The 23323-nt window shown below is 45.6% G+C and carries 20 protein-coding genes; 9 read left to right on the top strand and 11 right to left on the bottom strand.

Annotation, left to right across the window (positions count from 1 at the left end):
- Window positions 1-611 precede the first annotated feature (611 nt).
- The 4 genes from Q0R52_RS07375 to Q0R52_RS07360 all read right to left on the bottom strand — a co-directional run bounded on the left by Q0R52_RS07375 (window position 612) and on the right by Q0R52_RS07360 (window position 5713).
- Complete coding sequence (locus tag Q0R52_RS07375) at window positions 612-1241, bottom strand: response regulator transcription factor (RefSeq protein ID WP_295793533.1); 630 nt, start codon at window positions 1239-1241, stop codon at window positions 612-614.
- Window positions 1242-3185, bottom strand: coding sequence for a sensor histidine kinase (locus tag Q0R52_RS07370; protein WP_295793531.1), 1944 nt, complete (start codon window positions 3183-3185; stop codon window positions 1242-1244).
- Window positions 3186-3344: 159 nt separating this feature from the next.
- Window positions 3345-4100, bottom strand: a complete 756-nt coding sequence (locus tag Q0R52_RS07365; protein ID WP_295793530.1) for a phosphosulfolactate synthase — start codon at window positions 4098-4100, stop codon at window positions 3345-3347.
- Window positions 4101-4309: 209 nt separating this feature from the next.
- The gene (locus Q0R52_RS07360) at window positions 4310-5713 is read right to left on the bottom strand and encodes a tetratricopeptide repeat protein (protein WP_295793528.1); all 1404 of its coding nucleotides are present in this window, start codon (window positions 5711-5713) and stop codon (window positions 4310-4312) included.
- Between the two features lie 273 nt (window positions 5714-5986).
- Between Q0R52_RS07360 and Q0R52_RS07355 the strand changes: the two genes are divergently transcribed.
- The 9 genes from Q0R52_RS07355 to Q0R52_RS07315 all read left to right on the top strand — a co-directional run bounded on the left by Q0R52_RS07355 (window position 5987) and on the right by Q0R52_RS07315 (window position 15455).
- Window positions 5987-7528, top strand: a complete 1542-nt coding sequence (locus Q0R52_RS07355; protein WP_295793526.1) for an aldehyde dehydrogenase family protein — start codon at window positions 5987-5989, stop codon at window positions 7526-7528.
- An 88-nt stretch (window positions 7529-7616) separates the two neighbouring features.
- Entirely contained in the window at window positions 7617-9248 is a 1632-nt protein-coding gene (locus Q0R52_RS07350) for a S8 family serine peptidase (RefSeq protein ID WP_295793524.1), read from the top strand.
- A gap of 82 nt (window positions 9249-9330) precedes the next feature.
- Window positions 9331-9717, top strand: coding sequence for a hypothetical protein (locus tag Q0R52_RS07345; RefSeq protein WP_295793523.1), 387 nt, complete (start codon window positions 9331-9333; stop codon window positions 9715-9717).
- Between the two features lie 237 nt (window positions 9718-9954).
- Window positions 9955-10938: a pyruvate dehydrogenase complex E1 component subunit beta gene (locus Q0R52_RS07340; protein WP_252793438.1), complete on the top strand. Its 984-nt coding sequence runs from the start codon at window positions 9955-9957 to the stop codon at window positions 10936-10938.
- Window positions 10939-11059: 121 nt separating this feature from the next.
- Window positions 11060-11596 (top strand): hypothetical protein, encoded by a 537-nt coding sequence (locus Q0R52_RS07335; protein ID WP_295793521.1) that lies wholly within the window; start codon window positions 11060-11062, stop codon window positions 11594-11596.
- A gap of 174 nt (window positions 11597-11770) precedes the next feature.
- Window positions 11771-11983 (top strand): hypothetical protein, encoded by a 213-nt coding sequence (locus Q0R52_RS07330; RefSeq protein ID WP_252793435.1) that lies wholly within the window; start codon window positions 11771-11773, stop codon window positions 11981-11983.
- A gap of 12 nt (window positions 11984-11995) precedes the next feature.
- Window positions 11996-12196: a hypothetical protein gene (locus tag Q0R52_RS07325; RefSeq protein WP_295793520.1), complete on the top strand. Its 201-nt coding sequence runs from the start codon at window positions 11996-11998 to the stop codon at window positions 12194-12196.
- A 200-nt stretch (window positions 12197-12396) separates the two neighbouring features.
- Window positions 12397-14448, top strand: coding sequence for a prolyl oligopeptidase family serine peptidase (locus Q0R52_RS07320; RefSeq protein WP_295793518.1), 2052 nt, complete (start codon window positions 12397-12399; stop codon window positions 14446-14448).
- A 224-nt stretch (window positions 14449-14672) separates the two neighbouring features.
- Window positions 14673-15455: a GDSL-type esterase/lipase family protein gene (locus Q0R52_RS07315; RefSeq protein ID WP_295793516.1), complete on the top strand. Its 783-nt coding sequence runs from the start codon at window positions 14673-14675 to the stop codon at window positions 15453-15455.
- A gap of 8 nt (window positions 15456-15463) precedes the next feature.
- Here the strand turns inward: Q0R52_RS07315 and Q0R52_RS07310 are convergent, their stop codons facing one another.
- The 7 genes from Q0R52_RS07310 to Q0R52_RS07280 form a co-directional block, all read right to left on the bottom strand.
- Complete coding sequence (locus Q0R52_RS07310) at window positions 15464-16369, bottom strand: alpha/beta hydrolase (protein WP_295793514.1); 906 nt, start codon at window positions 16367-16369, stop codon at window positions 15464-15466.
- A 37-nt stretch (window positions 16370-16406) separates the two neighbouring features.
- Entirely contained in the window at window positions 16407-17477 is a 1071-nt protein-coding gene (locus Q0R52_RS07305; RefSeq protein WP_295793513.1) for an alkene reductase, read from the bottom strand.
- Window positions 17478-17561: 84 nt separating this feature from the next.
- A complete protein-coding gene (locus Q0R52_RS07300; protein WP_295793512.1) occupies window positions 17562-18545 on the bottom strand; it encodes an AraC family transcriptional regulator in 984 nt (327 codons plus the stop codon).
- 157 nt (window positions 18546-18702) lie between these two features.
- The gene (locus tag Q0R52_RS07295; RefSeq protein WP_295793511.1) at window positions 18703-19215 is read right to left on the bottom strand and encodes a hypothetical protein; all 513 of its coding nucleotides are present in this window, start codon (window positions 19213-19215) and stop codon (window positions 18703-18705) included.
- A gap of 142 nt (window positions 19216-19357) precedes the next feature.
- Window positions 19358-20662 (bottom strand): FAD-dependent oxidoreductase, encoded by a 1305-nt coding sequence (locus Q0R52_RS07290; protein ID WP_295793510.1) that lies wholly within the window; start codon window positions 20660-20662, stop codon window positions 19358-19360.
- A 252-nt stretch (window positions 20663-20914) separates the two neighbouring features.
- On the bottom strand, window positions 20915-22093 hold the full coding sequence (locus tag Q0R52_RS07285) for an alpha/beta hydrolase (protein ID WP_295793509.1): 1179 nt from the start codon (window positions 22091-22093) through the stop codon (window positions 20915-20917).
- 36 nt (window positions 22094-22129) lie between these two features.
- Entirely contained in the window at window positions 22130-23167 is a 1038-nt protein-coding gene (locus Q0R52_RS07280; RefSeq protein ID WP_295793508.1) for a cyclopropane-fatty-acyl-phospholipid synthase family protein, read from the bottom strand.
- Window positions 23168-23323 lie beyond the last annotated feature (156 nt).

Here is a 23323-nt window from a genome sequence, read left to right as displayed (position 1 = left end):
AGGCGTAGCCTCGGCCAGCTATTGTAGCCACGGGTTTTAACCCGTGGAATAAAGACGAAATGGATTCAGAACCGTAGGTTCGACCAATATTTTTAATAATTACAATTATGGCTCGTGCCGACGGCACTCTTTATTTTTTTAATCAATTTACCACGGGTTGAAACCCGTGGCTACAATATGTTCCGGGCCGATGGCCCTGTAAATAGTTGAAGAACTTTATCGGTTAACTTAAATCTGCGGGAGACTCTGCGGAGACAGAAATGTGAATTAAAGAGGCGTAGCCTCGGCCAGCTATTGTAGCCACGGGTTTTAACCCGTGGAATAAAGTCGAAATGAATTCAGAACCGTAGGTTCGACCAATATTTTTGAATATTCACACCTTAATATGGTTCGTGCCGACGGCACTCTTTATTTTTTAATCAATTTACCACGGGTTGAAACCCGTGGCTACAATATGTCCCGGGCCGATGGCCCTTTAAATAGTTGAAGAACTTTATAGGTTAACTCAAATCTGCGGGAGATCCTGCGGAGACAGAAATATAGAGCGCTTGATAATCAGCATGTTCCATAGCGTTCCAAGTGTTCCGTGTGGGAAAATGGAACGCTTGCCCTCAAATTATCTTCCGCTCATAAGCATACTTCAGCAAGCCTACCACGGTTTGAGTATTGGTTTTTCGCAGTATGTTTTTGCGGTGCGTTTCAACGGTTCGTTCGCTGATGAACAGCAGGTCGGCAATTTGCTTGTTGCTGAATTCCTTTTCAATCATGCGCACAATTTCAATTTCGCGGTCGGTAAGGTGGTTGCCTTCCTGGTTGTCTTTAAACGAGCGAACAAGGTGGCGGGTAATATCGGCGGAGTAATAATCGCCCCCGGCGGCAATTTTGCGCAGGGCGTCTTCGAGTTCGGCGCGGCCGGTATTTTTCAGTATAAAGCCGCTCACGCCGGCGTCCATCATTTCGGTTACCACCTGGCTATCGCCAAACATGGATAGGGCGAGCACCTTGATATGGGGTTTGGCGCGTTTAATATGCCGGGTAAGCTCAACGCCGCTCATGCCGGCCATGTTAACGTCGGTAAGCAGGATGTCGGGGTTCAGCGTATCGAGCATGCCCTCCACTTTTGCGGGGTTATTGCATTCGCCAATCACCTCAAAGTCGGGCATGTGGCCAATCAGCAGTTTTAGCCCGTCAACCACCATCTGGTGATCGTCGACAATAAATATTTTGTGTGTAGCAGCCATTTATGATAGTGTTAGCGGAACATAAATAGCCACCAGCGTGCCCTTGCCGGGCGCCGATGATATATCCACAGTTCCTTTAAGATAGGTTATACGTGTAATGATATTTTTTAGGCCGATGCCCTCAAACTTGTCGCGCTGCGTGCTGTCGAACCCCTTGCCGTTGTCTTCAATGGTTACTGATACCTCGTTGTCTTCGCGCGTAAGCTGGATATCGAGCCGCGTTGCCCCGGCGTGTTTGATCACGTTGTTAACGCATTCCTGTATCACGCGGTAAAGCACGGCCTCGGTATTGTTGTCGAGCCTTTCGCCCAGGCCGGTTGTTTCAACGGTGATCTTCAGTTTATGCGAATCTATCTTATTGATAAAATCCTTCACCGCCGATCCTAAGCCGGCTTTCAGCAGCGCATTAGGCATCATCTGGTGCGTAATGGACCGTACCTCCCTGCAACTCTCGTCCACCATCAGCATGGTTTTTTCGGCCAGCTGGCTATAGGTAGGTTCCTTTATTTCCACATGCTCCAGCAAGCTCCCCAAATTCATTTTTACCGCCGAAAACAGCTGACCCACGCCGTCGTGCAGGTCGCTCGCAATGCGCTTGCGTTCGCGTTCTTCGGCGTCGATAATGCTTTTGGAGGCGATGTCCTGTTGTTTGATTACTTCGGCCTGTAAAATGGCCGCCTGCTTCAGCCGGTACCGGTTATAAAATAACAGACCGAAGCAAACCGTAATGAGCAAAGCCGCCGCAACCACCCCGATGGTTACGTTGCGGTTTTTAATCTGCAGTTTCTGGATGGTGCCCTGCTTGTTTAGCAAAGCAATTTCCTGCGTTTTTTTCTCGGTTTTATATTTGGTTTCCAACTCGGCAATCTGCTTGGACATGCCCTTGTTGTAGATGGTGTCTTTTAGTTTGATCAGCTCGTTATTGTAGCGGTAGGCGGTTTTAAAGTCGCCCATTTTTTCGTAGGTGTTTGATATGCTGACCAGCGCATTCTCCATGTTCTCCATGTCTTTTATCTTCGTGGCCAGCAAAAGCGCCTGGTTATAGGCCTCCACCGATTTTTTATAATTGCCGGTCTCCTGCTCTATCTGCCCCGAATTGGTGTAACAGCTGGCAATGCCCTGGTTGTTTTTCAGCAGCACAAAAAGCTTCAGGGCCTTATCATTGTACAGCCGGCCTTTGTCGTAGTTTTTCAGCAACACGTTTATGCCGCCCAAATTAAGATAGGAGTAAGCCAGCTGGTTATTATTATTCAAATGCTCCCTTATTTTAGTCGACTCATTAAAATACGCCTCCGATTTTTTAAGCTGATTATTTTCTCCATACAAAATACCAAGGTTGTTATAAACCTGCGCAATGGCCTTTTGATTATTTATCTCTTTAAATATTTTTAGCGCGCCATCATAATATTCGTGTGCCTTCTCCACGTTCCCCATTTGCTGGAACAGGTAGCCTATGTTTACCATCAAATTCCCTTTTGGCAGCGGATTTTTTATCGATTCGTAAAACTTTAAAGCGGTCAGATATTCTTTCTGCGCCAGGTCGAACTTACGCGCCTGCAGATAACTATTGCCGTTTAAATTATGGGCCCGTCCCAGGTTTTGATTGTCTTTAAGGGTGGTAGCAAGGTCGATTGCTTTTTTGGTGTATTTAAGCAAAGAATCGGCAATGGCCTGGTCTTCAAACGCTTCGGCGATTTGAACGTAGGCATCAACCAGCAAATCTTTATGATTGGTTTTTGAGGCGAGTGCGACTGTTTGATACATTAACTGCATCCCCTTATCGGGCAGGGTATCGCGGTAAACCTTTGCCAGTTTGAGCGAGAGCTCAATCCGCGAAGTGTCGTCGAGTTTGCCTTTCAGCCGGTTATTTAAACTATCGATAGTTTTTTTTTGCGCGGATGCAGCCGCCGATATAAGCAGCAGCATATAAAATATTCTTTTCAATAGTCGGTTATAAAAGGTTTATCAGTCAATAATTTACCGACCAATATACTAAACCTCTGCGAAATATTTTATAGGCAATAATAATATGAACTAAATTATTTTACTAATATTAAATTATAGTGAATAAAAATAGCGGGAAGGATGGGGATATGGATTTGATTACAAAAAATGATCAAAAGTGTCACTGCGGATGCCCAGGCGCAGTGTTTCCAGCGGGATAACATCTGCCGGCGCAATATTGCCAAGGCTAACGTTGGCGCCTATTAGTTTAATGAACCATACCTGCTGGGCTTTCTGGGGGGCTTCCCAAATGATGGTTTCTTCGGGTATTTGGGTTAGTATTTCGTCAACCAGGCCCTGGCGCACTTCGCCTGAGTCGCGGTAGATGCCCACATTGCCGCTTTCGCGGGCTTCGGCAATAACCTTCCACGATCCGGCCTCAATTTCAGCCCGCATCAGGTTGATCCACTTATAGGGCGCAAATATTTTCTGCACATCTTTCGAGCCCACTTCAGATATTACCGTAGTAATTTTAGCCAGCTTCCGGATGTATTCGCACTTTACATCATGCTCCAGCGTGATGGAACCGTCAGACACCTCGGCATAATCCATCCCGAATTTATCGAGCAGGCGGCAATAATCGTCGAACTGGTTGCGCACAATCATCGCCTCAAACAGGGTGCCCCCAAAATATACGGGGATGCCGGCATCGCGGTAAAGCTTTAGTTTTTCGGTAAGGTTTGGCGTAACGTATGAGGTTGCCCAGCCCAGTTTCACCATATCGGTATACAAGCCACCAACTTCAATAAAATCTTCCGCCTGGCGCAGGCTAAGGCCCTTGTCCATCACCATAGTTATGCCGCTTTGGCGTGGTTTTGCAACCCTTTCCGGAAGGTTATTGATCTGGTAGTTCATATAGAAACACGCAATTGGTTATAGACTATAACTAAAAGTACTAATGGCTGCAAAGGTCGTAAAAAAAGCCAGTAATTTGAATTCAAATTACTGGCTTTTTTTAGAGATTAGAGGTCGGTTGATTAGAGATTAATTTGTTGATTGTCGAGATTGGGTTGGTCGCAACCCAGTGCGCTTAACTAATCTCTAATAAACTAACCTCTAATCAACTATTTCGTATACCTATTAATAATATCCACAATCACCTTATTCTTCTGCAACTGCGGCAGGTAATCAAACAGGATGTAATGTTTGTCCGGATCCGATGTCAGGGCCATTTCAAGGTGGCTCAGGGCTTCGTTGTATTCGCCTTTGGCAAATAGGTAAGCTACCATGCGGTAATACAGTTCGGCGGCTTCGGGGTTGTTTTTTATGGCCTGGGCTATCACCTCAATGGCATCGCTAAGGCGTTGCTGCTCATATAAAATAGATGAGTAATCCAGCCAGGCGTCAACGTCGATCGGGTTTAGCTCTACCACCTTTTCGTAAGCATGTTCGGCTTCGGTAAGGTGCCCCAGCTTGTACTCGGCATCGGCAATGGCAAACCAGTAGTCGGCGTTGGCAATATCAAGATCGAGCGCTTTTTTGTAGAAGTGCAGGGCCTCAAAATAGCGTTCCTCAAAGTCAAGGGTTACGCCAATCCCAAACCAGGCATCAGCCAGCTTAGGGTCCATCTTAACCGATTTTTTGTAGAAAGCCCGCGCGTCGTCCATCTGCTCCAGCTTTTCGTAGCATTCGCCAATGGCGCAATAGGTATCTGCGTTGGGTTGCTCGTACTCAAAAGTATGGCGGTAAACCTCAATCGCTTCCGCGTATTTCTCCAGGTTAACCAATGCATTGCCCTTATTAAAATAGGCCGATGCAAAGCTGTCCTTTATCAATATCGCGTAGTCATAAGCGTCGATAGCTTTTTCAAACAGGCTGAGCTTGGTAAACGCGTTGCCCAGGTTATACCATGCGGCATAGCTGTAGGGCTCGTTATCGATGTATTGCTGGTAAAACGTCACGCTCTCCTGCTGATTGTCCAACACGTCATAGCAAAACGCCAGTTCGTACAAAGCATCCTGGTTCTCCATATTTTGCTTTAAGCAAAGTTTCAGGTAGGTGATGGATGTTTCGTAGTCGCCCATGTTTTGGTACACGTAGGCGATATGCAGCAACACTTCGTCGGTTTCTTCGGCAAGGTCGAGCGCTTTTTCATAATTTTCCAGGGCTTCGCCATAGCGCTCCATACTCTCGTACAGGTTGCCGCGGATCAAATAAATATCAGGGTCCGATGCTTCCAGCATTGCGGCTTTTTCAAGCGCCTCAAATGCTTCGGCAACCTGGTTGCTCACAACCAATAGCTGCGCCTGTTTTATCAGGAAAATTGCGGCAAACGGGTGCTGGTTGCGGGCATATTCAGCAACCTGTAAGGCTTTAGACGGATCGTTCTTTTCGATGTAGTAGTCGATAATGTTCTCAAACGCCTGGGCATCAAAAAAGTACTGGTCATGATTACGAATCATCTCTTCGTACCGTTCTACCGAAAACTTTGGGTCTTCGGTAAAACCAAATTCAAATTCTTCTTCCATTCAATTTTGTTTCAGAACATTTACTCTGTTACAGGCAATAAACTCGCTCTATTAGCCCACTCTAAATCTCCCCGGTTAGGGAAACTTTGACTTAAACTGAGATTAAATTACAAGTAATAAACATCCATAATACAATTTAGTTATCAACATTCAAACATTGTTAACAGCCCTAATTACAAAGTCCTGATAATTAATGCGAATCATTTTGCCGGCAAAGGATGAGTTGATAATAAATTGCCTTAAAGATTTTTACCTTTGACAAAAGTAACAATTATGAGCCTTAATATTCCCGAAATTCTTACTCGTTTACATATAAACGACATAAATGACGCATTTAGTACAGGCAGCAACTGGACAAGCAGCCCCAATGCAGCTATAAAAGATATCGTATCACCAACCGACGGTAAAAAAATTGCGTCGGTGAAATTTGCCACTGCCGACAACTACAACCAGGCAGTTGAAACAGCGCAAAAAGCCTTCATCAACTGGCGAACCATACCCGCCCCCAAGCGCGGCGAAATTGTGCGCGAAATCGGTAATGCGCTGCGCGAAAACAAGGAAAGCCTGGGCGCCCTGGTAAGCTACGAAATGGGCAAAAGCCTGCAGGAAGGCTATGGCGAGGTACAGGAAATGATTGACATTGCCGACTTTGCAGTTGGGCTTAGCCGCCAGCTTTACGGCCTTACCATGCACAGCGAACGCCCGCAGCACCGCATGTACGAGCAGTATCATCCGCTGGGTATCGTGGGCATTATATCGGCCTTTAACTTCCCGGTTGCCGTATGGAGTTGGAACGCCATGCTGGCATGGGTTTGCGGCGATGTTTGCATCTGGAAGCCATCCGAGAAAACACCTTTAACTGCTATTGCCTGCCAGCATATTGCACAGGCAGTATTTAAAAAACATAATATAGATGAGGGCGTAAGTTGCCTGGTTATCGGAGATCGCGAGATTGGCGAACTGATGGCTAATGATACCCGCGTACCACTGGTTTCGGCAACCGGCTCCACCCGAATGGGCAAATCAATTGGCGCGGCAGTAGGCGCAAGGCTTGGCCGCAGTTTGTTAGAACTTGGCGGAAACAACGCCATCATCATAACCGAGAATGCCGATTTGGATATGTCGCTGATTGGCGCCGTATTTGGCGCAGTAGGCACCGCCGGGCAGCGCTGCACCAGTACCCGCAGGTTGATCATCCATGAAAGCGTTTACGATGCCTTTAAAGAAAAACTGGTAAAAGCCTACAAACAAATCCGCATTGGCGACCCGCTGGATGAAAACAACCACATGGGCCCGCTAATTGACACTGATGCCGTAGCATTATACCTCGAATCGATAGAAAAATGCAAAGCCGAAGGCGGTAAATTTATTGTTGATGGCGGCAAGCTGGAAGGCGATCAATACGCTTCGGGCTGTTATGTAAAACCTTGCATCGCCGAAGTAGAAAACCACTACAAAATTGTACAGCACGAAACCTTTGCACCCATACTTTACCTTATCAAATATAAAGACCTGGATGACGCCATTGCGATGCAAAACGGCGTACCACAAGGCCTGTCATCAGCAATAATGACACAAAATTTACGCGATGCAGAACAATTTCTGTCTGCCGCTGGTTCTGACTGCGGCATAGCCAATGTAAACATAGGTACATCGGGTGCCGAAATAGGCGGTGCGTTTGGCGGCGAGAAAGAAACCGGCGGTGGCCGCGAATCGGGCTCGGATGCCTGGAAAGTTTACATGAGGCGGCAAACAAATACTATTAACTATTCAAAAACGTTACCCCTTGCTCAGGGAATTAAATTTGATTTATAATTTTTTAGTGAGTGGTTGATTAAGTTGGATTAGGTTGATTAAGTTTTTCAACCATTCACCCAATCAACCACTCACCCAATCAACCAATATGAAATTAAGCACTTACATCTTTACCCCTTTTCTGCTTGGGGCTCTTTTCTTAACCCTAAGCGCAACCGGGCAGCAAATGCCCAAACAACCTGCCGATCCGCCAAAAAATTGGCACGCCATGGATTTAAAAACCGATGGCTTTTACGGCATCAGTTTAAAGCAGGCTTACCTGTTTTTAAAGGGTAAAAAAAGCAAAACTGTTATCGTTACCACTATTGATAGTGGCATTGATACCGCACAGAAAGACTTGGCTTCTATTCTGTGGGTAAACCCCAAAGAAATACCAAACAACGGCAAGGATGATGATGGTGATGGCTATGTTGACGACGTACACGGCTGGGATTTTTTAGGCGGAAAAGACCGCAAGGTTGATTTCACCGAAACCACCGAAGAGGTAAGGCAATATAACAAACTTAAGAGCAAATACATTGCGGTTACCACTGCCCCGGCAGGACAGGAAAAAGAGTTTGCTTACTGGGAAAAAGTAAAAATGACCTACGATAGCACCATGAGCAAAACCCTGCGCGAGGCTAAGGATGTGGGCTACGAGCTAAATATTTTGTCGGCTACCAACCACTATATTAAAAGGGAGCTGAAATTAAAATCGGACCAGACATTTACCATGGCCGACCTGGCTAAGATACACACCGCGAATGATACAGTAACGCAAAGCAAAACAGTTTGGGAATCGGTTTTCGGGCAAATAGGCGGAGCATCTGACAACGCAAAAGTGCTGAAAGACATTACCGAATACAACGCCAAGCTAAACAACAACATTACCCCCGACCTTGATGCCCGCGCCCGCATAGTTGGCGACGATCCGGATGTTAACGATGGCAAACCCTATGGCAACAATGTGCTTAAAAACGAAGATGCATCGCACGGAACAGGTGTGGCCGGCCTGATTGGCGCAATTCGCAATAACGGTTATGGTATTGATGGCGTGGCCGATAATGTGCGCATCATGTCGATAAAAGCGGTGCCCAACGGCGATGAGTACGATAAAGATATTGCCAATGCCATCCGTTTCGCTGTAGACCATGGCGCGCAGGTCATCAACATGAGTTTTGGTAAAAAACTTTCGCCGCATAAAGATTGGGTTGATGCCGCCTTTAAGTATGCCGCATCGAAAGATGTGCTGCTGGTACAGGCATCAGGCAACGACAATGAAGACATGGATGCCAAACCAGAGTTCCCGAATGACACTTACCTGGACGGTTCAACAACCGATAACGTAATCAGCGTAGGCGCATCAGGCCCCAAGCCCGATACCCTGCTGGCCGCAACATTCAGCAACTATGGTAAAAACAGCGTTGACGTTTTCGCTCCCGGCGCCAAAGTAACATCGATTGATACCGATGCCGAATTTAACACCGCCGACGGAACCAGCTTTTCGGCCCCGATAGTTACCGGCATAGCGGCCCTGTGCCTCGAATACTACCCCGACTTGAGCGCCAAACAGCTCAAGCAAATTATTTTAGAATGCGCCACACCTGTAAAAGGCGTAATGGTAAACAAACCCGGCACCAATACCAAGGTTGATTTTGGTACGCTTAGCAAAACGGGAGGCATAGTAAATGCTTACCGGGCATTGGAGATTGCTTCAAAGATGAAGGGGGAGCGGAAATAGAGTTTGCAGTTTTGAGTGGGCAGTTGGCAGAATGGCTTGAAACAGGTATTTTGTCAAGAAACTAATTGCCCTCAATTAAAAAATGAAAAACTCTCTTTTTATCATTGTGATTTTCCTTTTGGGTTGCGCACCCCATCCAAAGCCATCAAATTGTGCTGCGTTTAGGAACGGAAAGTTCAAATCTAAATATGCTGGGTACACTTATATCATCGAACGTGTTGGGGCGAACCAAAAGGAATATTTTATCGATGCGAAGGACTCATTGATATCGTTCGTAACTATTAAATGGCTGGATGATTGTACATATACCTTAACTCCCACCAAAGAAACATTAAAAAGATCAAAGCTTCCTGCAAACGCGATGATAACCGTTACAATCACTAATACTACTTCAAACTCCTATACTCAAACGTCTACTTCGAATTACATTGATACTACCTTGAGCAGCGAGTTTTTTAAAATAGAATGATCTTTTGCTGCCGGAACGATGAATTACTAATGAAAACCCATTTTTAAAGAGCCATCGGCTCGGCCAATTTTGTAGCGCCGGGTTTTAACTCGGCGACAAATTCGGCGTATTATACCGGTTCAGAACACCAAAATTCACCCCATTCCTAAAATCTCTCGTCTCAAATCCATTACAAATTGCAAATCACACTTCATTGCTTATATTTGCGTTCGCTAAAAAAGCATATTTTTTAAAACGATGAGAGAAATACAATTCAGAGAAGCGCTGCGCGAGGCAATGTCCGAAGAAATGCGCAACGACGATAAGATATACCTGATGGGTGAAGAGGTTGCCGAATACAATGGCGCCTACAAAGTTAGCCAGGGCATGCTCGACGAATTTAGCGCCAAGCGCGTAATTGATACTCCTATCTCTGAATGCGGTTTCGCCGGTATAGGTATAGGCTCGGCAATGAATGGTTTAAAGCCAATTATCGAGTTCATGACGTTTAACTTCTCGCTGGTGGCTATCGACCAGATCATAAACGGCGCGGCAAAAATCATGTCGATGAGCGGTGGCCAGTTCTCGGTGCCTATCGTATTTCGCGGCCCGACAGGCAACGCAGGTATGCTAAGTTCGCAGCACAGCCAGTGCTTCGAAAGCTGGTATGCCAACTGTCCCGGTTTAAAGGTGGTTGTACCATCAAACCCTTATGATGCAAAAGGCTTATTGAAATCGTCAATAATTGACCCTGATCCGGTTATTTTTATGGAATCGGAATTGATGTATGGCGATAAAGGAGAAGTGCCTGAAGAAACATATTATATCCCCTTGGGTAAAGCTAATGTAACCAAAGAAGGCAGCGATGTTACTTTGGTTGGCTTTGGTAAAATAATGAAAGTGGTTAACGCCGCTGCTGCCGAGTTGGAAAAAGAAGGCATCCACGCCGAAGTGATTGATTTGCGCACCGTGCGCCCTATCGATTACGATACCGTTATTGCTTCTGTTAAAAAAACAAACCGTTTGGTTATTGTTGAAGAAAGCTGGCCATTGGGCTCGATAGCTACCGAAATTGCCTTTAAAGTGCAAAAAGATGCATTTGATTATTTAGATGCACCGGTACTGCGCATAATGGGCGGCGACGTGCCATTGCCTTATGCACCAACCCTTATACAGGAATACCTGCCAAATGCCGACCGCGTAATTAAAGCGGTTAAGGAAGTAATGTACGTGGCTAAGTAGTGGAGCGGTTGATTGAGTTGATTAGGTTATAAGCTTTTCAATTTACCGAACTAAAAAAATACAGCCTGCTATTCAAAATAGCAGGCTTTTTTATTTACTTTGGGGCGTTAAAACACATACCATGAAACACTTGAACTTAAAATTAATAACAAGATCCTTTTTATTAGCAGGGATATTTTGTTGCTGCATTGTGTATGCAAACGCGCAGGCTAAACCTGCTGCAGCCAAACCGGGGTCCAAACCTGCCGCTGCCAAGCCTGCTGTGGCACTACCCGCAGTGGGCAGAAGCGCCGTTAGCGTGGTTGATACTTTCTTTAAAAAATATAAAAACGATGGCACGTCTGCAGCAATCGATTTCCTTTTCGGCACCAATAAATATTTCACCAACACGGCCGGCATAGCCCAGTTAAAAGCCAAGCTCGATTCGTTACGGCAGGGGATAGGCATGTATTTGGGCAAGGATCTTATCTCCCAAAAGAATGCGTCGAACAGCCTTTATTTTTACAGCTACCTGGTTAAGCACGAAGTACAGCCCCTGCGGTTTACCTTTATTTTTTACAAACCACAAAACGATTGGGTACTATACCGCTTTAAATACGACGACCAGATGGATATTGAGCTGGAAGATGCCGGGAAGATTAATAATAAGCACCAGTAAAAACCGTAACGTTTCTTAATTCCCCTCTTGAGAGGGGGAGCGTCGGACTAAGCGGTGGCAGGGGTGTGTTCGCCACCACGCTATGTTGACCAAACACAAATGGTAAAGTCCGCGAAAGATACGTTGTGCTTACGTCCGTTTTTTAAATAAGAAGAAACTTTCTACATTAGCAACATGCAAAAAGGCATCGACAAAAAGCTGCTCATTCCCTTCATCACCTCTATAGGGTTTATCGCCATCAGCGTAAACAGCATTTTTAAGGGTATTGACCAACACCAAACCTGGCGCATTGTGCTGGCATCTGTTGGCGGGTTGTTTTTTGTGGTGATTGCAGCTATTATTATCAATGCCTTTATCAAAAACCGCAAAACAACTGCCGAAGGATAATACAGCAACGCCATGAATAAAAACAGCCGGGTAGTATTTTACTTTATATTTATTTGTACGGTAGTCATAAATATTACCACCTTGATAAATGGAGCGCAAAAGCATGAAACATGGCGTATTGTTACTGGTGCCGTATCATTAGGCTTAATGGTTACCGCAGGCATAATTGTGCTTGTAAAAACATACCGTCAAAAAAACAAGCAGGTATCTTAGCAACGACTACCTTTTCTGCTGGCTGAGAACGATATGATTGCTATTGAACTTTCCTGTCTTGCCGATCTTTTCTGTCTTTCGGACTTTTCCGACTTCTCCCAAAAAATCCTATCTTAGCCTACCAACCAACCCTTGCAATGAAAACTATTAACTGTTTATGCGCAGCTGTTTTATTTTGCAGCTTTGCCTTTGCTCAACAAATGAATACTAAAACACTCACCTACCCCGCTACCAAAAAAGTTGATACCGTAACTACCTATTTCGGCACCCAGGTGCCCGACCCATACCGCTGGCTGGAAGATGACCGCGCCGCCGATACCCGGGCCTGGGTGCAGGAAGAAAATAAGGTAACCTACGACTATTTAAGCCAGATACCTTACCGCGATGCCATGCACACAAGGCTTAAACAATTATGGAACTACGAAAAATACAGCGCACCCTTTAAAGAAGGCCAATACACCTACTTTTATAAAAACGATGGTCTGCAAAGCCAGGCTGTTTTGTGGCGACAGATAGGTGATGGGTCGCCCGAAGTGTTCCTCGACCCTAATAAATTCTCAGCTGATGGCACCACTTCCTTACAGGGGATCGATTTTACCAAAGACGGCAGCATGGCAGCCTACCTGCTATCAGAAGGCGGCAGCGACTGGCGCAAGGTTATCGTGATAAAAACTGCTGATAAAAGCATGATAGGCGACACCCTTATCGACGTAAAATTCAGTGGTATAGCCTGGAAGGGTAACGACGGTTTTTATTACAGCAGCTATGATAAGCCTAAAGCGGGAAGCCAACTGGCGGGTATTACGCAGTACCACAAACTGTTTTATCACAGGCTGGGCACGGCGCAAAGCAGCGATATATTGATTTTTGGTGGAGATACCACGCCGCGCCGGTACATCGGCGCGCATTTAACGGAGGATGAGCGGTTCTTAATTATATCTGCAGCTAAGGAAACTACCGGCAACGAGCTTTATATACAGGACTTAAGCAACCCAAACAGTTTAATTATTAACGTTATCGACAATTTTGACAACCAGCATTCGGTACTGGATAATGTTGGCAGCAAGCTTTATATCATCACCAACCTGTACTCGCCGAATTTTAAAATTGTTACCGTTGATGCCTCCGACCCGAAGCCAAAAAACTGGAAAGAATTGATACCTCAAACCACCAACGTGCTTAGCGCCACAACCGGCGGCGGTAAAATATTTGCCGAGTATTTAAAGGATGCGACCTCGTTTGTGCAGCAGTACGATATGGAAGGCAAGCTGGAGCGCACGATAACTTTACCATCTATAGGCACGGCCAGCGGTTTCGGCACAAAAAAGCAAGAGAAGGAAACCTATTACACCTTTACCAACTATGTTTACCCGGGCACTATTTTTAAGCTTGATATAGCTACAGGCGTTTCAAACATCTACAAAAAGTCAGGTGTGCAATTCGACCCGGAGCAGTATGAGAGCAAACAGGTTTTTTACCCGTCGAAGGATGGCACCAAAATCCCGATGATCATCACCTACAAAAAGGGTACGGTAATGAATGGTAAAAACCCGTTATTGCTTTATGCTTATGGCGGTTTCAGCATCAGTCTTACCCCGGCCTTTAGTACATCAAATATTATTTTGATGGAGCACGGCGGCATTTACGCAGTACCCAACCTGCGCGGCGGCGGCGAGTACGGCGAAAAATGGCACAAAGCAGGTATTAAAATGAAGAAGCAAAATGTGTTCGACGATTTTATAGCCGCAGCTGAATATCTCATCAAACATAAATATACGTCTAAAGACTACCTGGCCATTTCGGGCGGCTCGAACGGCGGCTTGCTGGTTGGCGCAGTGATGGCCCAGCGGCCCGATTTGTGCAAAGTGGCGTTCCCGGCAGTTGGGGTAATGGATATGCTGCGTTATAACCAGTTTACCGCCGGTGCGGGTTGGAGCTATGACTACGGCACAGCCGAAGACAGCAAAGAAATGTTCGAGTATCTGTACAAATATTCCCCATATCATGCTTTAAAACCGGCAAGTTATCCGGCCACTATGGTAACCACAGCCGACCATGACGACCGTGTAGTACCTGCGCATTCGTTTAAGTTTGCTGCACGCCTGCAGGAATATCAGAAAAGCCCGGCACCAATCCTCATCCGTATTGAAACCAAGGCGGGCCACGGCGCAGGCCAAAGCACCGAGCAGGTTATAAGCGGCCAGGTTGACAAATGGGCGTTTATGTTTTGGAATATGGGGGTGAAATTTTAGAGACTAGAGATCAGTAGTTAGAGGTTAGAAAAGGCGAACGCGGAACAAAAAAGCGCGGGAATGTGCGATTCCCTCCCCTGGGAGGGCGCAGGGAGGGGTTTCTACACCATGCTTTTATGCTTGATCGCAGGCGGGGTTATAGTTTGGCACCCACCGGCCTCAAGATCAAAGAAGCGCGCTGCACTCAGCTTATAAATTGATTTAAACCAGTTATCGATACAAATATGATAAGATTTAAAACACCGCTACTAGTAGTATTAATGCTGTTTAGCGTAATCAACCTTTTTGCACAAGGCAAAAAAGACTTAAATATCGTATTTATCGGTAACAGTATAACCTACGGCGCCGGCCTGGCCGATCCTGCTACCGAAGCACCGCCGGTTATTGCTGCAAATTACCTGAAACAGCAATCAAACATAGGCAAAGTCGAAATTGCAAACCAAGGGCATGGTGGTTATACCACTGTCGATTTTTTACCAACAACAAACGGTGTTTTTAAAGATGTTGAAAAAGCTGCGCAATCATTTGCCGATAAACAAGGGCTGCTGATATTTTCGATAAAGCTGGGTACTAATGACAGCGCAATTGAAGGCCCGCGCGGTGCACCTGTTTTTCCTGAAAACTACTACCAGAATTTAAAACTGATTGCGGATAGCCTGTTAAAGGAATTCCCGTCTTCCGTTGTTATTTTCCAGCACCCGGTTTGGTACAGCCCCAATACCTACAATGGCGCTAAATACCTTGCCGAGGGGTTGGAACGCCTAACCAACTATCTCGCCGAAATTGACTTACTGGTACAAGACTATGCTGCCACCTACCCCAAACGTGTTTTTGTTGGCGACACCAAAGGCTTTGATTATTTCAAAAAATATTCAACTACCGATTTGCAGCCCGAGCAAGGCCACCAGGGAACGTTTTATCTTCATCCCAACAAACAAGGCGCAGCAGCCTTAGGGAACTTTTGGGGCGATGCGATAAATAAGGTGGTGAAGAAGCTGGCGAAATAGGTTAGCTGCTACCCATTTAAATGCTTTCTTAGAAATGCACAAGCCATTTGCAAAGCATCCTGACCCATTGTGCCCATGCCTAAAAAGCCGTGAGTATTCTGATAGTTTTTGTAAAGGGTTTTTATCGCTGCCGATTTTAATTTTTTTGCGTAGGCTTTTCCTTCATCTCTTAACGGGTCGTAATTGGCTGTCATAATAAACGCGGGCGGCAGGTTCGAAAAGTCGGATGTCCTTAAAATAGATGCTTCTTCAAACTTTGCAGGGTCTGGCAAAAATATATCCCAAAACCATTGCATCAGCTGAGCAGTTAGCACATAACCTTTCCTGTTTTTGTCCCACGATGGATGGTCGGCGGTGTAATGGTCGGTAACCGGGTAAGCGGCAAACTGTGCCTTTAGCTTAACGCCATCTGCAGTTAACTTTTGTGCAACGTATAAAGCCATATATCCACCGGCGCTGTCGCCGGCAACAGCCATGCGTTCGCTAATGCCGTTGTAGCGCCATGCATTTTTAATCATCCAGCGCGTGGCAACCACGCAACTTTCTGGCCCTGCAGGATACGGATGTTCAGGCGCCAGTTTATAGTCGACCGACATCACCACAGAGCCTGTATTTGCACAAAGCTGCCGGCAAATTTCGTCGTGCGTATCAAGGCTCATCAGCACAAACCCGCCACCATGAAAATAAGATATTACCGGGAATGGCCCCGTGCCTTCGGGTATGTATATCCTGACCGGGATATCGTGTTGTTCAATTACGGTATTAATCACTTGCGCTACCGGTGTAGGGTTTTCATTTTTCGGAGCCAGTTTCATCATTTCCCGGGTTTGTTTTGCCGGGAACCGGTTAAGTTTATCGTAGCCATGCTCGCTGGCATAGGCAATAGTTTGCAATACTTCTTTCGAAAGTGCCATTTTTTTAAGAATTAAAGATTGAAAAATTCGTTAGTGATTAATTAAACAGGACTGGATAATCGGTATATCCTTTTGCGCCGGGAGTGTACAGGGTCGAAAAGTCGGGCGCATTCAATTCGGTGTTATTGGCTATGCGCTCGTCCAGATCGGGGTTAGCCAGGAATGGCCGTCCAAAGGCTATTAAATCTGCGTCGCCACCATTTAATTCAGCCTCAGCTTTTTCGGCGGTAAATGTGTTACAATAAATCAGCGTGCCTTCAAATTCCGTACGAATAGCGAGCAATGTATCTTTCGGTGTTTGCTGGTTAAGGCTGATATGTATATAGGCAAGCCCGAAGCGGTTGAACTCTCTGGCCAGGTGTATGTATGTTTCCTGCACAGCATCTGCGTCATAAGCCTGCAAATCGCCCAGTGTCGAGTTTGGCGATATCCGCACGCCTACTTTATTTTTGCCGATTGCAGCTGCAACCTGTTGAGCAATTTCGACGGCGAACCTTGCCCTGTTTTCAATGCTGCCACCGTAATTATCTGTGCGGTTATTCACATTCGGGTTCAGAAACTGCTCTATAAGGTATCCGTTTGCCGCATGCAGCTCCACTCCGTCAAAACCTGCCTCAATTGCATTTTTTGCAGCAGTAACATAGCCTGCTATAACGTCTTTAACACCTTGCCCGGTAAGCGCAACAGGGGCGGAATGGTCCTGCATGCCGGCAGTATCAGTGAATATCTGCCCTGCCGCAGCAATGTCCGACGGTCCAACTAATTGTATGCCTGTAGGCAAGTTATCCTGGTGACCAACACGGCCAGTGTGCATCAGTTGTAAAAATATTTTAGTTTGATTTTTGTGTACCGCCGAGGTGACAATTTTCCAGCCCTCAATTTGCTCGCCCGAAAAAATGCCGGGGATACGGGCGTATCCGAGTGCTTCCGGTGCAGGGGCGGTTCCTTCAGTTATAATAAGCCCGGCACCGCGGCGCTGGCTGTAATATTCGGCCATTAAGTCATTGGGCAGGTTGTTGATAGCGCGACTGCGTGTCATAGGTGCCATTACCAAATGATTTTTTAAATTCAGCGCTTCGTTGGTATAGGGCATTAGTAGCTTTTTCATATCGTTTGTTTTTGTTTTAAATGATATGTCAAAGGTGCGGAGACCACGAAACTTAAAATAGCGCCCTGCGCCCGAAAAATAGTCCTATCCGCCGGATGCGTATTTTTTAGGCTTTTGCTGATGGTGCCGTTCAAATAAACGGCTGAAATGGCTAAGGTTACTGAAGCCAAGCTGGTAGCCAACTTCGCTAACGGAATAATGCTTGTATTTGAGCAGGTAAGCTGCTTCCTCCATGCGGGCGGTTTGATAATAGTTATAGATACTATCACCAAACACCTGCCTGAACAGTTCCTTCATTTTGGTTTCACTCATGCCGCCAAGTTTAGCCAGGTCCGGCAGGCTGGGCGGCTGGCTTAAATCACTCAATACTGCCGTCCGGATAATGAAGAGTTTTTCAACGTCTGCCTTGTTTACCGGGCTATGCTGTGTGGCCTGTCGGTTGCATAATTTATCAAACACGTAGTATAGTAAACTTTCAACCCTTACACGGTAATAAAAGCTGGCCAATGGGTTGCCAGTTTGCGGCTCTGAAAGCTGTTTCAGAGCTATTTGCGCCTCGGCCGCCATGCTTTCATAAAACAGGAATGAGCCCTTGGGGTTAGTGATGGCGTCTACCAAGGGGTCGGGCCGGCTTAAGGTAAGCATGGCATCAAGGCGTGCTGCGCTAATCCCTGCCACAGTAAAGTAAATCTCGGTATTTGCCTGAAAAGTGATAACCGAATCAAGGTTGTTTGATGCAATTTGGATGGCCATAGCATTATAGCGGGTAAATTGCTGCACTTGCTGTTCACCGGTAACCAGCGTCACCGGCTCATCGTTGCTGTAAAAAATGATACTGATAAAGCTCGCCGGGTCTTTGGATCCAATACGTTTTAAAACAAGGTCTTCCTTTAACCGGTACCTGTGGATAAGCAGGCGGAAATCGTCATTAAGCGCAACCCGCCGGACAAAACCCTCGCCCATAGCTGGCGGAATTTGCAATTCGTTATTTACCACCTCTACTTTAAGAGCCTCTGCAAACAGGGACATAAAGTCAAGCTGTGGCTGGGTGACAAATTCAATTATCATATATCAAATATCGTGGTAAATATGCTTAATATATGCCAATAATTATTGTTGGGATGCACTGTTTTCGTTATGAAAACTCCCCCACAACCTGGGGGTATAAAAAAAAGCCCCGGCAAATGCCAGGGCAATTCTATTTAATTGTAGTTTATGTGTTTGATTAGTCGCGATCGTGTCCGTGTCCATGACCTTTGTCATGGCCTTTATCGTGGCCCTCGCCCTTGTCGCCACGTTCACGCTGGCCATAGTGGTTGCCATTATCATGCCAGTGGTTGCGGTAACGTTCGTCGCGGCTGTCGCGGATTACTACCTGGTCTCTGCGGCCCCTGTAGGTAGCATACCTGGTACGGTAAACGTCGTGGCGCTCCCATGGGTTACGCTCATTTACCACTACTTTATACCCATGGTAACGGTCGTAATTGGCATACCTTGTAGGTAAGTAAGTACGGTGTACCCATACATTGTTTTCCATGTAAACATAACGGTGCGAAGGTACATCGTAATAAGTATCAATATCCGGCATATAGTAATAATCGGCATGATCATAGCCTACCGGGCCCCAATCGGGCTGGCTGCCTATATTCAAACCTAAACTAACGCTTACTTGTGCCTCGGCTGTTTTTATCGACAAGCAGCCCAATATTATTGCTGCTATTAAAATTAACTTTTTCATAATAATTTCCTTGTTTGAAATGATAGACAAATATTATTGCCAATAGTTTATTTTATTTTTTATATTTTATAATATCAAACTGGTTATCAGTAGGTTTTCTTGTTACAAGTATCGAAAAAAGCAGGCTAAATGCTTGCATGCGCTATTCATAAACGGGCTTCCCTAACAACTGTGAGCATAACGCCACTGCACTTGCAAAAGCATCTTCATGAAAGCCATATTTAAAATAACTGCCGCAAAAATATATGGGGCCGTTTTGATTCAGTGTTTGCAATTCGGCCTGGGCATTTATTGCCGGAACGTCAAACAGGGGGTGATCGTAATCCAGCTCTTTTATTATTTTGCTTTCGTCCAAACCATTGTGCGGGTTAATCGACACGAAGTAATCCTTTTTATCTGATACGCCCTGCAGCCTGTTCATCCAGTAAATGGTGGTTGGGTTTAGTTTGCCGTCCTGCATTTTTATACTGTAGTTCCAGCTGCTCCAGGCCAGCTTTGTTTTGGGCATGATGCTTTTATCGGTATGCAGCACTGCCTTATTGTATTGATATTTAAAGTTCGATAGCAACCTCTGCTCTTCGTTGGTTGGGTTGCCCAGCATCGCCAAAGCCTGGTCGCCGTGGCTGGCGATAATTACCCGGTCAAATATCTCCTGCGAACCATCCGAAGCATGCACGGTAACCTTGCCGTTTTCACGGGTTACTTTTATGGCTTTGCGGTTAACATGTATTTTATCTTTAAAGGGCTTTATCAAAATTTCGCGGTAGGCCTGGCTGCCTTTCTCTAAGGTATACCATTGGTGTTGGGTGTCGAACCCTAAAAAACCATGATTCAGAAAGAAACGGATCAATGTTACCGCCGGGAAATCCAGCATCTGCTCCATCGGTGTAGACCATACCGCCGAACTCATCGGCACAAGGTACCTCCACAGCATATCCTCGCCGAAATTAAATTCCTTAATATACTCACCTATCGAATAGTTGGCATATTTCGGGTCGTCCAGTATTTTAACGCTTTCTTTATTGAAGCGGCCAATCTGGTTCAGCATTTTGATATAGCGCAGGTTAAAAATATTTTTACGCTGGGCAAAGAGGTGGTTAACACTCGACCCGCTGTACTCCAGCCCGCTCGGCATATGTTGGACGCTGAAGGACATATCCGTTTTTTTAATGGGCGCCTTTATTTCATCAAACAGCCTGCAAAGGTTGGGATAAGTTTCAAAGTTAAATACCATAAATCCGGTATCAATATAAACCGGCTTGCCATCCTCATCAACGGTAACCGTGTTGGTATGCCCGCCCACGTAATCGTTTTGCTCGTAAACGGTTAAATCGGTGCCTTTACGTAAAAAATGTGCACAGCCCATACCGGCAATACCGGTTCCTATTATAGCGACGCGGAGGCCCCCTAACTCCCTAAAGGGGGAACTAATATCTGGTTGGTTCATTTGTTATATTCAATTTTTTTGCCTAGAAGCTTATTTTGTAGTGGCGATAACATATTGGTTAAATAAGAACTGTAGCTCACCCTCTTTGCGCTTGCGCAGAGAGGGTCGACCAGCGAAGCGAGGTCGGGGTGAGTCAACGCCGCCGTGCATTGGCGCTAATGTATTTGCGTTAACGCCGCCTCAAGAGGACTCACCCGGTCGTTGCTTCGCTCGACCTGCCCTCTCTTTGCAAGCAAAAAGAGGGCGAAAAAATTATTTATTTGGGGCTTCGCCCATTACCGTTTTCAAAAATGTCTCCACCGCATAAGTAGACAATTGCCCGCCCGGCCCGTTCAAATTATAATCAAACCCATGGGTTGCCCACGGCAGTTTCAGCCAGTAATGTTTGATGCCATTTTGTGTGAGTTTTAAATCGAGGCGACGGCTATGCTCTGGTGAAACCAGCACATCATTATTACCATGAATAATAAGTGTTGGAACGGATTGCCTGTTTACAAATTCCAAAGGCGAGCAGGCCACATATTTCTGCGGAACTTTGCTATACGGCCCGCCAATATATTGCTCCATTACTTTCCTCGAATCCATAATCAACGGGTTGGATGGTATGGAATACCCCCAAACCATATCTGCCGGGCCATAAAAATCAACCACACCTTTTAAAGCGGGTTCGTGCATGGTATAAGCTGCCAGCAAAGCAATCTGCGCTCCTGCCGAGCGGCCTATTAATATGAAGTTATCAGTGTCGATATGTAACTCATCCGCATGCTGGCGACAGTAGGCTATGGTTGCCTTTATATCTTCAACCGGGGCGGGCGTTTGCCATTTGGGTGCCATGCGGTAGTTTATAGAGGCCACATTGTAACCCCTTAACGCCAAATAACTGTTGAGTTCCGGCAATTGTTGACTGTCGCCACCAGCCCACGAGCCGCCGTGAACCACAATGACACACGGCCGTTTCATTTTCTCATATTCTGCTTCGTCCATATTGGGGATAAGCCGCGAACCTCCGGGCAACTGTGCCGGGTAGAAATCCATAGCCATTGATGTGTCGCTATATTTTACATAGGCGATGGTTTTGTATTTGACACCTTCAGCGGATTTAAACATCCTGAAAAAACTGAAGGCAATTTCGCCATTTTCTTTGGTGCCGAATGCTTGCGCCATATCCTGTTTTATGTCTTTTGATACCCAGTAAGCGCGCACAATAGGGGAAAGGAAAATCGCCAGCGTAATCAGCCCTAAAACCGTCCCTGCCAATTGATAACGCTGTATCCAGATACCAATCGCCAGCATAAATATGGTAATACTTGCAAATAGCATAGGGAATTCGGTAACGCCTATGGCCAGCAACCACAAATGATATTCGGGCGCCCTAAATATGCAAAGCAGTGAAATGAGGAAGAGAATAACTAAAATGTAAAATCTAATCATATGTTATTTTTATGTAGAGACACAATACTTGTGTCTCTACGATTGGCGCGTTTTATGAAACAAATAATGGCTCACAATCCATTCGTTCCCATTGTTATAATTCCACAATTCGGCGCAGGCCATGTAAAATATCCGCCAGTAAACCCACCATTTCACTGCCTGGTCCTTTCCGTAAGTATCTTCAAACAATGGCATGATTTCGGCTTTGTGTCTATCCATATTTTTCAGCCAGTCTTCAGCTGTTTTGCCATAATGGGTGCCGTTTACATGCCAGTGCTGCTCAGCTACCAAATCATCGTTAAAATAAAATAAAAGATCGTCGCTGGGCATAATGCCGCCGGTAAAAAAATACTTGCTCATCCAGTCGGTATCGTCAATTACTTCAAATAGGTAGGCATATTCTTTATGGGTAAAAATATGAATAAACAACTTGCCATCCGGTTTCAGGCACGATGCTACCTTCTTCATCAGCAGTGTATAATTGCGCATATGCTCGAACATTTCTACCGATACCACCCGATCAAACTGGCCATCAATTTTAAAGGTATTCATGTCTGCAGTTATCACCATTAAATTGGTAATACCCCGCAGTGCAGCCTGCTCGTCGATATGCATTTTTTGTGTGCGCGAATTCGATACCACCTTAAAAGTACTATCGGGGTATTTCGCAGCCATGTAAAGCGATAGCGAACCCCAGCCGCAGCCAAGTTCCAATACCTGCTGCCCGTTTTTAAGTTCTGCCCTTTCACACGTAAGCGCCAGCATATCATCTTCCGCCTGGTCGAGACTGGTTACGCCGGGTTTATAATAACAGCTTGAATATTTAAGATTTTTGCCAAGGCAATATTGGTAAAATTTAGTCGGTACCTCGTAATGCTGCTGGTTGGCATCAACCGTGTTAACTGCTATTGGCGATGCTTTCAGCTTATCAATCAAAGCCATCAGGTGTGCCTGCTGTGCTTCAACATCGCCTTTATTTTCGTCGGCCAGCCGTTGCTTTAATAATTTACGGATGCCCTGCCTCAGCAAAAAATCAGGGACTTTATTTTGTTCAATCAGTTTATCGTACCGCATGTAATAGGGTTGGCAAAAGCCGGCTCGTTTGTTGTTTTTGTTTGTTTAAGCAGTTTACGTTTTTTTATTGGAGATGGATTGCGGACGGTGATTTTTTTAGAGCCATGGGGAATAGAATCAAGAAGTCAAGATGCAAGAATCAAGATAAAAGCGCCA

It is taken from the genome of Mucilaginibacter sp., assembly GCF_025359345.1.
Taxonomy (GTDB): domain Bacteria; phylum Bacteroidota; class Bacteroidia; order Sphingobacteriales; family Sphingobacteriaceae; genus Mucilaginibacter.
This window is presented reverse-complemented; position numbering and strand designations above follow the sequence as displayed.

What these genes read in the sequence shown, in the direction of transcription:
- Q0R52_RS07355 (WP_295793526.1), top strand. Translation starts at nt 5,987, where the DNA reads ATGAGCCTTAATATTCCCGAAATTCTTACTCGTTTACATATAAACGAC.
- Q0R52_RS07345 (WP_295793523.1), top strand. Translation starts at nt 9,331, where the DNA reads ATGAAAAACTCTCTTTTTATCATTGTGATTTTCCTTTTGGGTTGCGCA.
- Q0R52_RS07310 (WP_295793514.1), bottom strand. Translation starts at nt 16,369, where the DNA reads ATGGCACTTTCGAAAGAAGTATTGCAAACTATTGCCTATGCCAGCGAG.
- Q0R52_RS07295 (WP_295793511.1), bottom strand. Translation starts at nt 19,215, where the DNA reads ATGAAAAAGTTAATTTTAATAGCAGCAATAATATTGGGCTGCTTGTCG.
- Q0R52_RS07300 (WP_295793512.1), bottom strand. Translation starts at nt 18,545, where the DNA reads ATGATAATTGAATTTGTCACCCAGCCACAGCTTGACTTTATGTCCCTG.
- Q0R52_RS07285 (WP_295793509.1), bottom strand. Translation starts at nt 22,093, where the DNA reads ATGATTAGATTTTACATTTTAGTTATTCTCTTCCTCATTTCACTGCTT.
- Q0R52_RS07280 (WP_295793508.1), bottom strand. Translation starts at nt 23,167, where the DNA reads ATGCGGTACGATAAACTGATTGAACAAAATAAAGTCCCTGATTTTTTG.
- Q0R52_RS07320 (WP_295793518.1), top strand. Translation starts at nt 12,397, where the DNA reads ATGAATACTAAAACACTCACCTACCCCGCTACCAAAAAAGTTGATACC.
- Q0R52_RS07360 (WP_295793528.1), bottom strand. Translation starts at nt 5,713, where the DNA reads ATGGAAGAAGAATTTGAATTTGGTTTTACCGAAGACCCAAAGTTTTCG.
- Q0R52_RS07375 (WP_295793533.1), bottom strand. Translation starts at nt 1,241, where the DNA reads ATGGCTGCTACACACAAAATATTTATTGTCGACGATCACCAGATGGTG.
- Q0R52_RS07340 (WP_252793438.1), top strand. Translation starts at nt 9,955, where the DNA reads ATGAGAGAAATACAATTCAGAGAAGCGCTGCGCGAGGCAATGTCCGAA.
- Q0R52_RS07330 (WP_252793435.1), top strand. Translation starts at nt 11,771, where the DNA reads ATGCAAAAAGGCATCGACAAAAAGCTGCTCATTCCCTTCATCACCTCT.
- Q0R52_RS07365 (WP_295793530.1), bottom strand. Translation starts at nt 4,100, where the DNA reads ATGAACTACCAGATCAATAACCTTCCGGAAAGGGTTGCAAAACCACGC.
- Q0R52_RS07350 (WP_295793524.1), top strand. Translation starts at nt 7,617, where the DNA reads ATGAAATTAAGCACTTACATCTTTACCCCTTTTCTGCTTGGGGCTCTT.
- Q0R52_RS07325 (WP_295793520.1), top strand. Translation starts at nt 11,996, where the DNA reads ATGAATAAAAACAGCCGGGTAGTATTTTACTTTATATTTATTTGTACG.
- Q0R52_RS07305 (WP_295793513.1), bottom strand. Translation starts at nt 17,477, where the DNA reads ATGAAAAAGCTACTAATGCCCTATACCAACGAAGCGCTGAATTTAAAA.
- Q0R52_RS07315 (WP_295793516.1), top strand. Translation starts at nt 14,673, where the DNA reads ATGATAAGATTTAAAACACCGCTACTAGTAGTATTAATGCTGTTTAGC.
- Q0R52_RS07335 (WP_295793521.1), top strand. Translation starts at nt 11,060, where the DNA reads ATGAAACACTTGAACTTAAAATTAATAACAAGATCCTTTTTATTAGCA.
- Q0R52_RS07290 (WP_295793510.1), bottom strand. Translation starts at nt 20,662, where the DNA reads ATGAACCAACCAGATATTAGTTCCCCCTTTAGGGAGTTAGGGGGCCTC.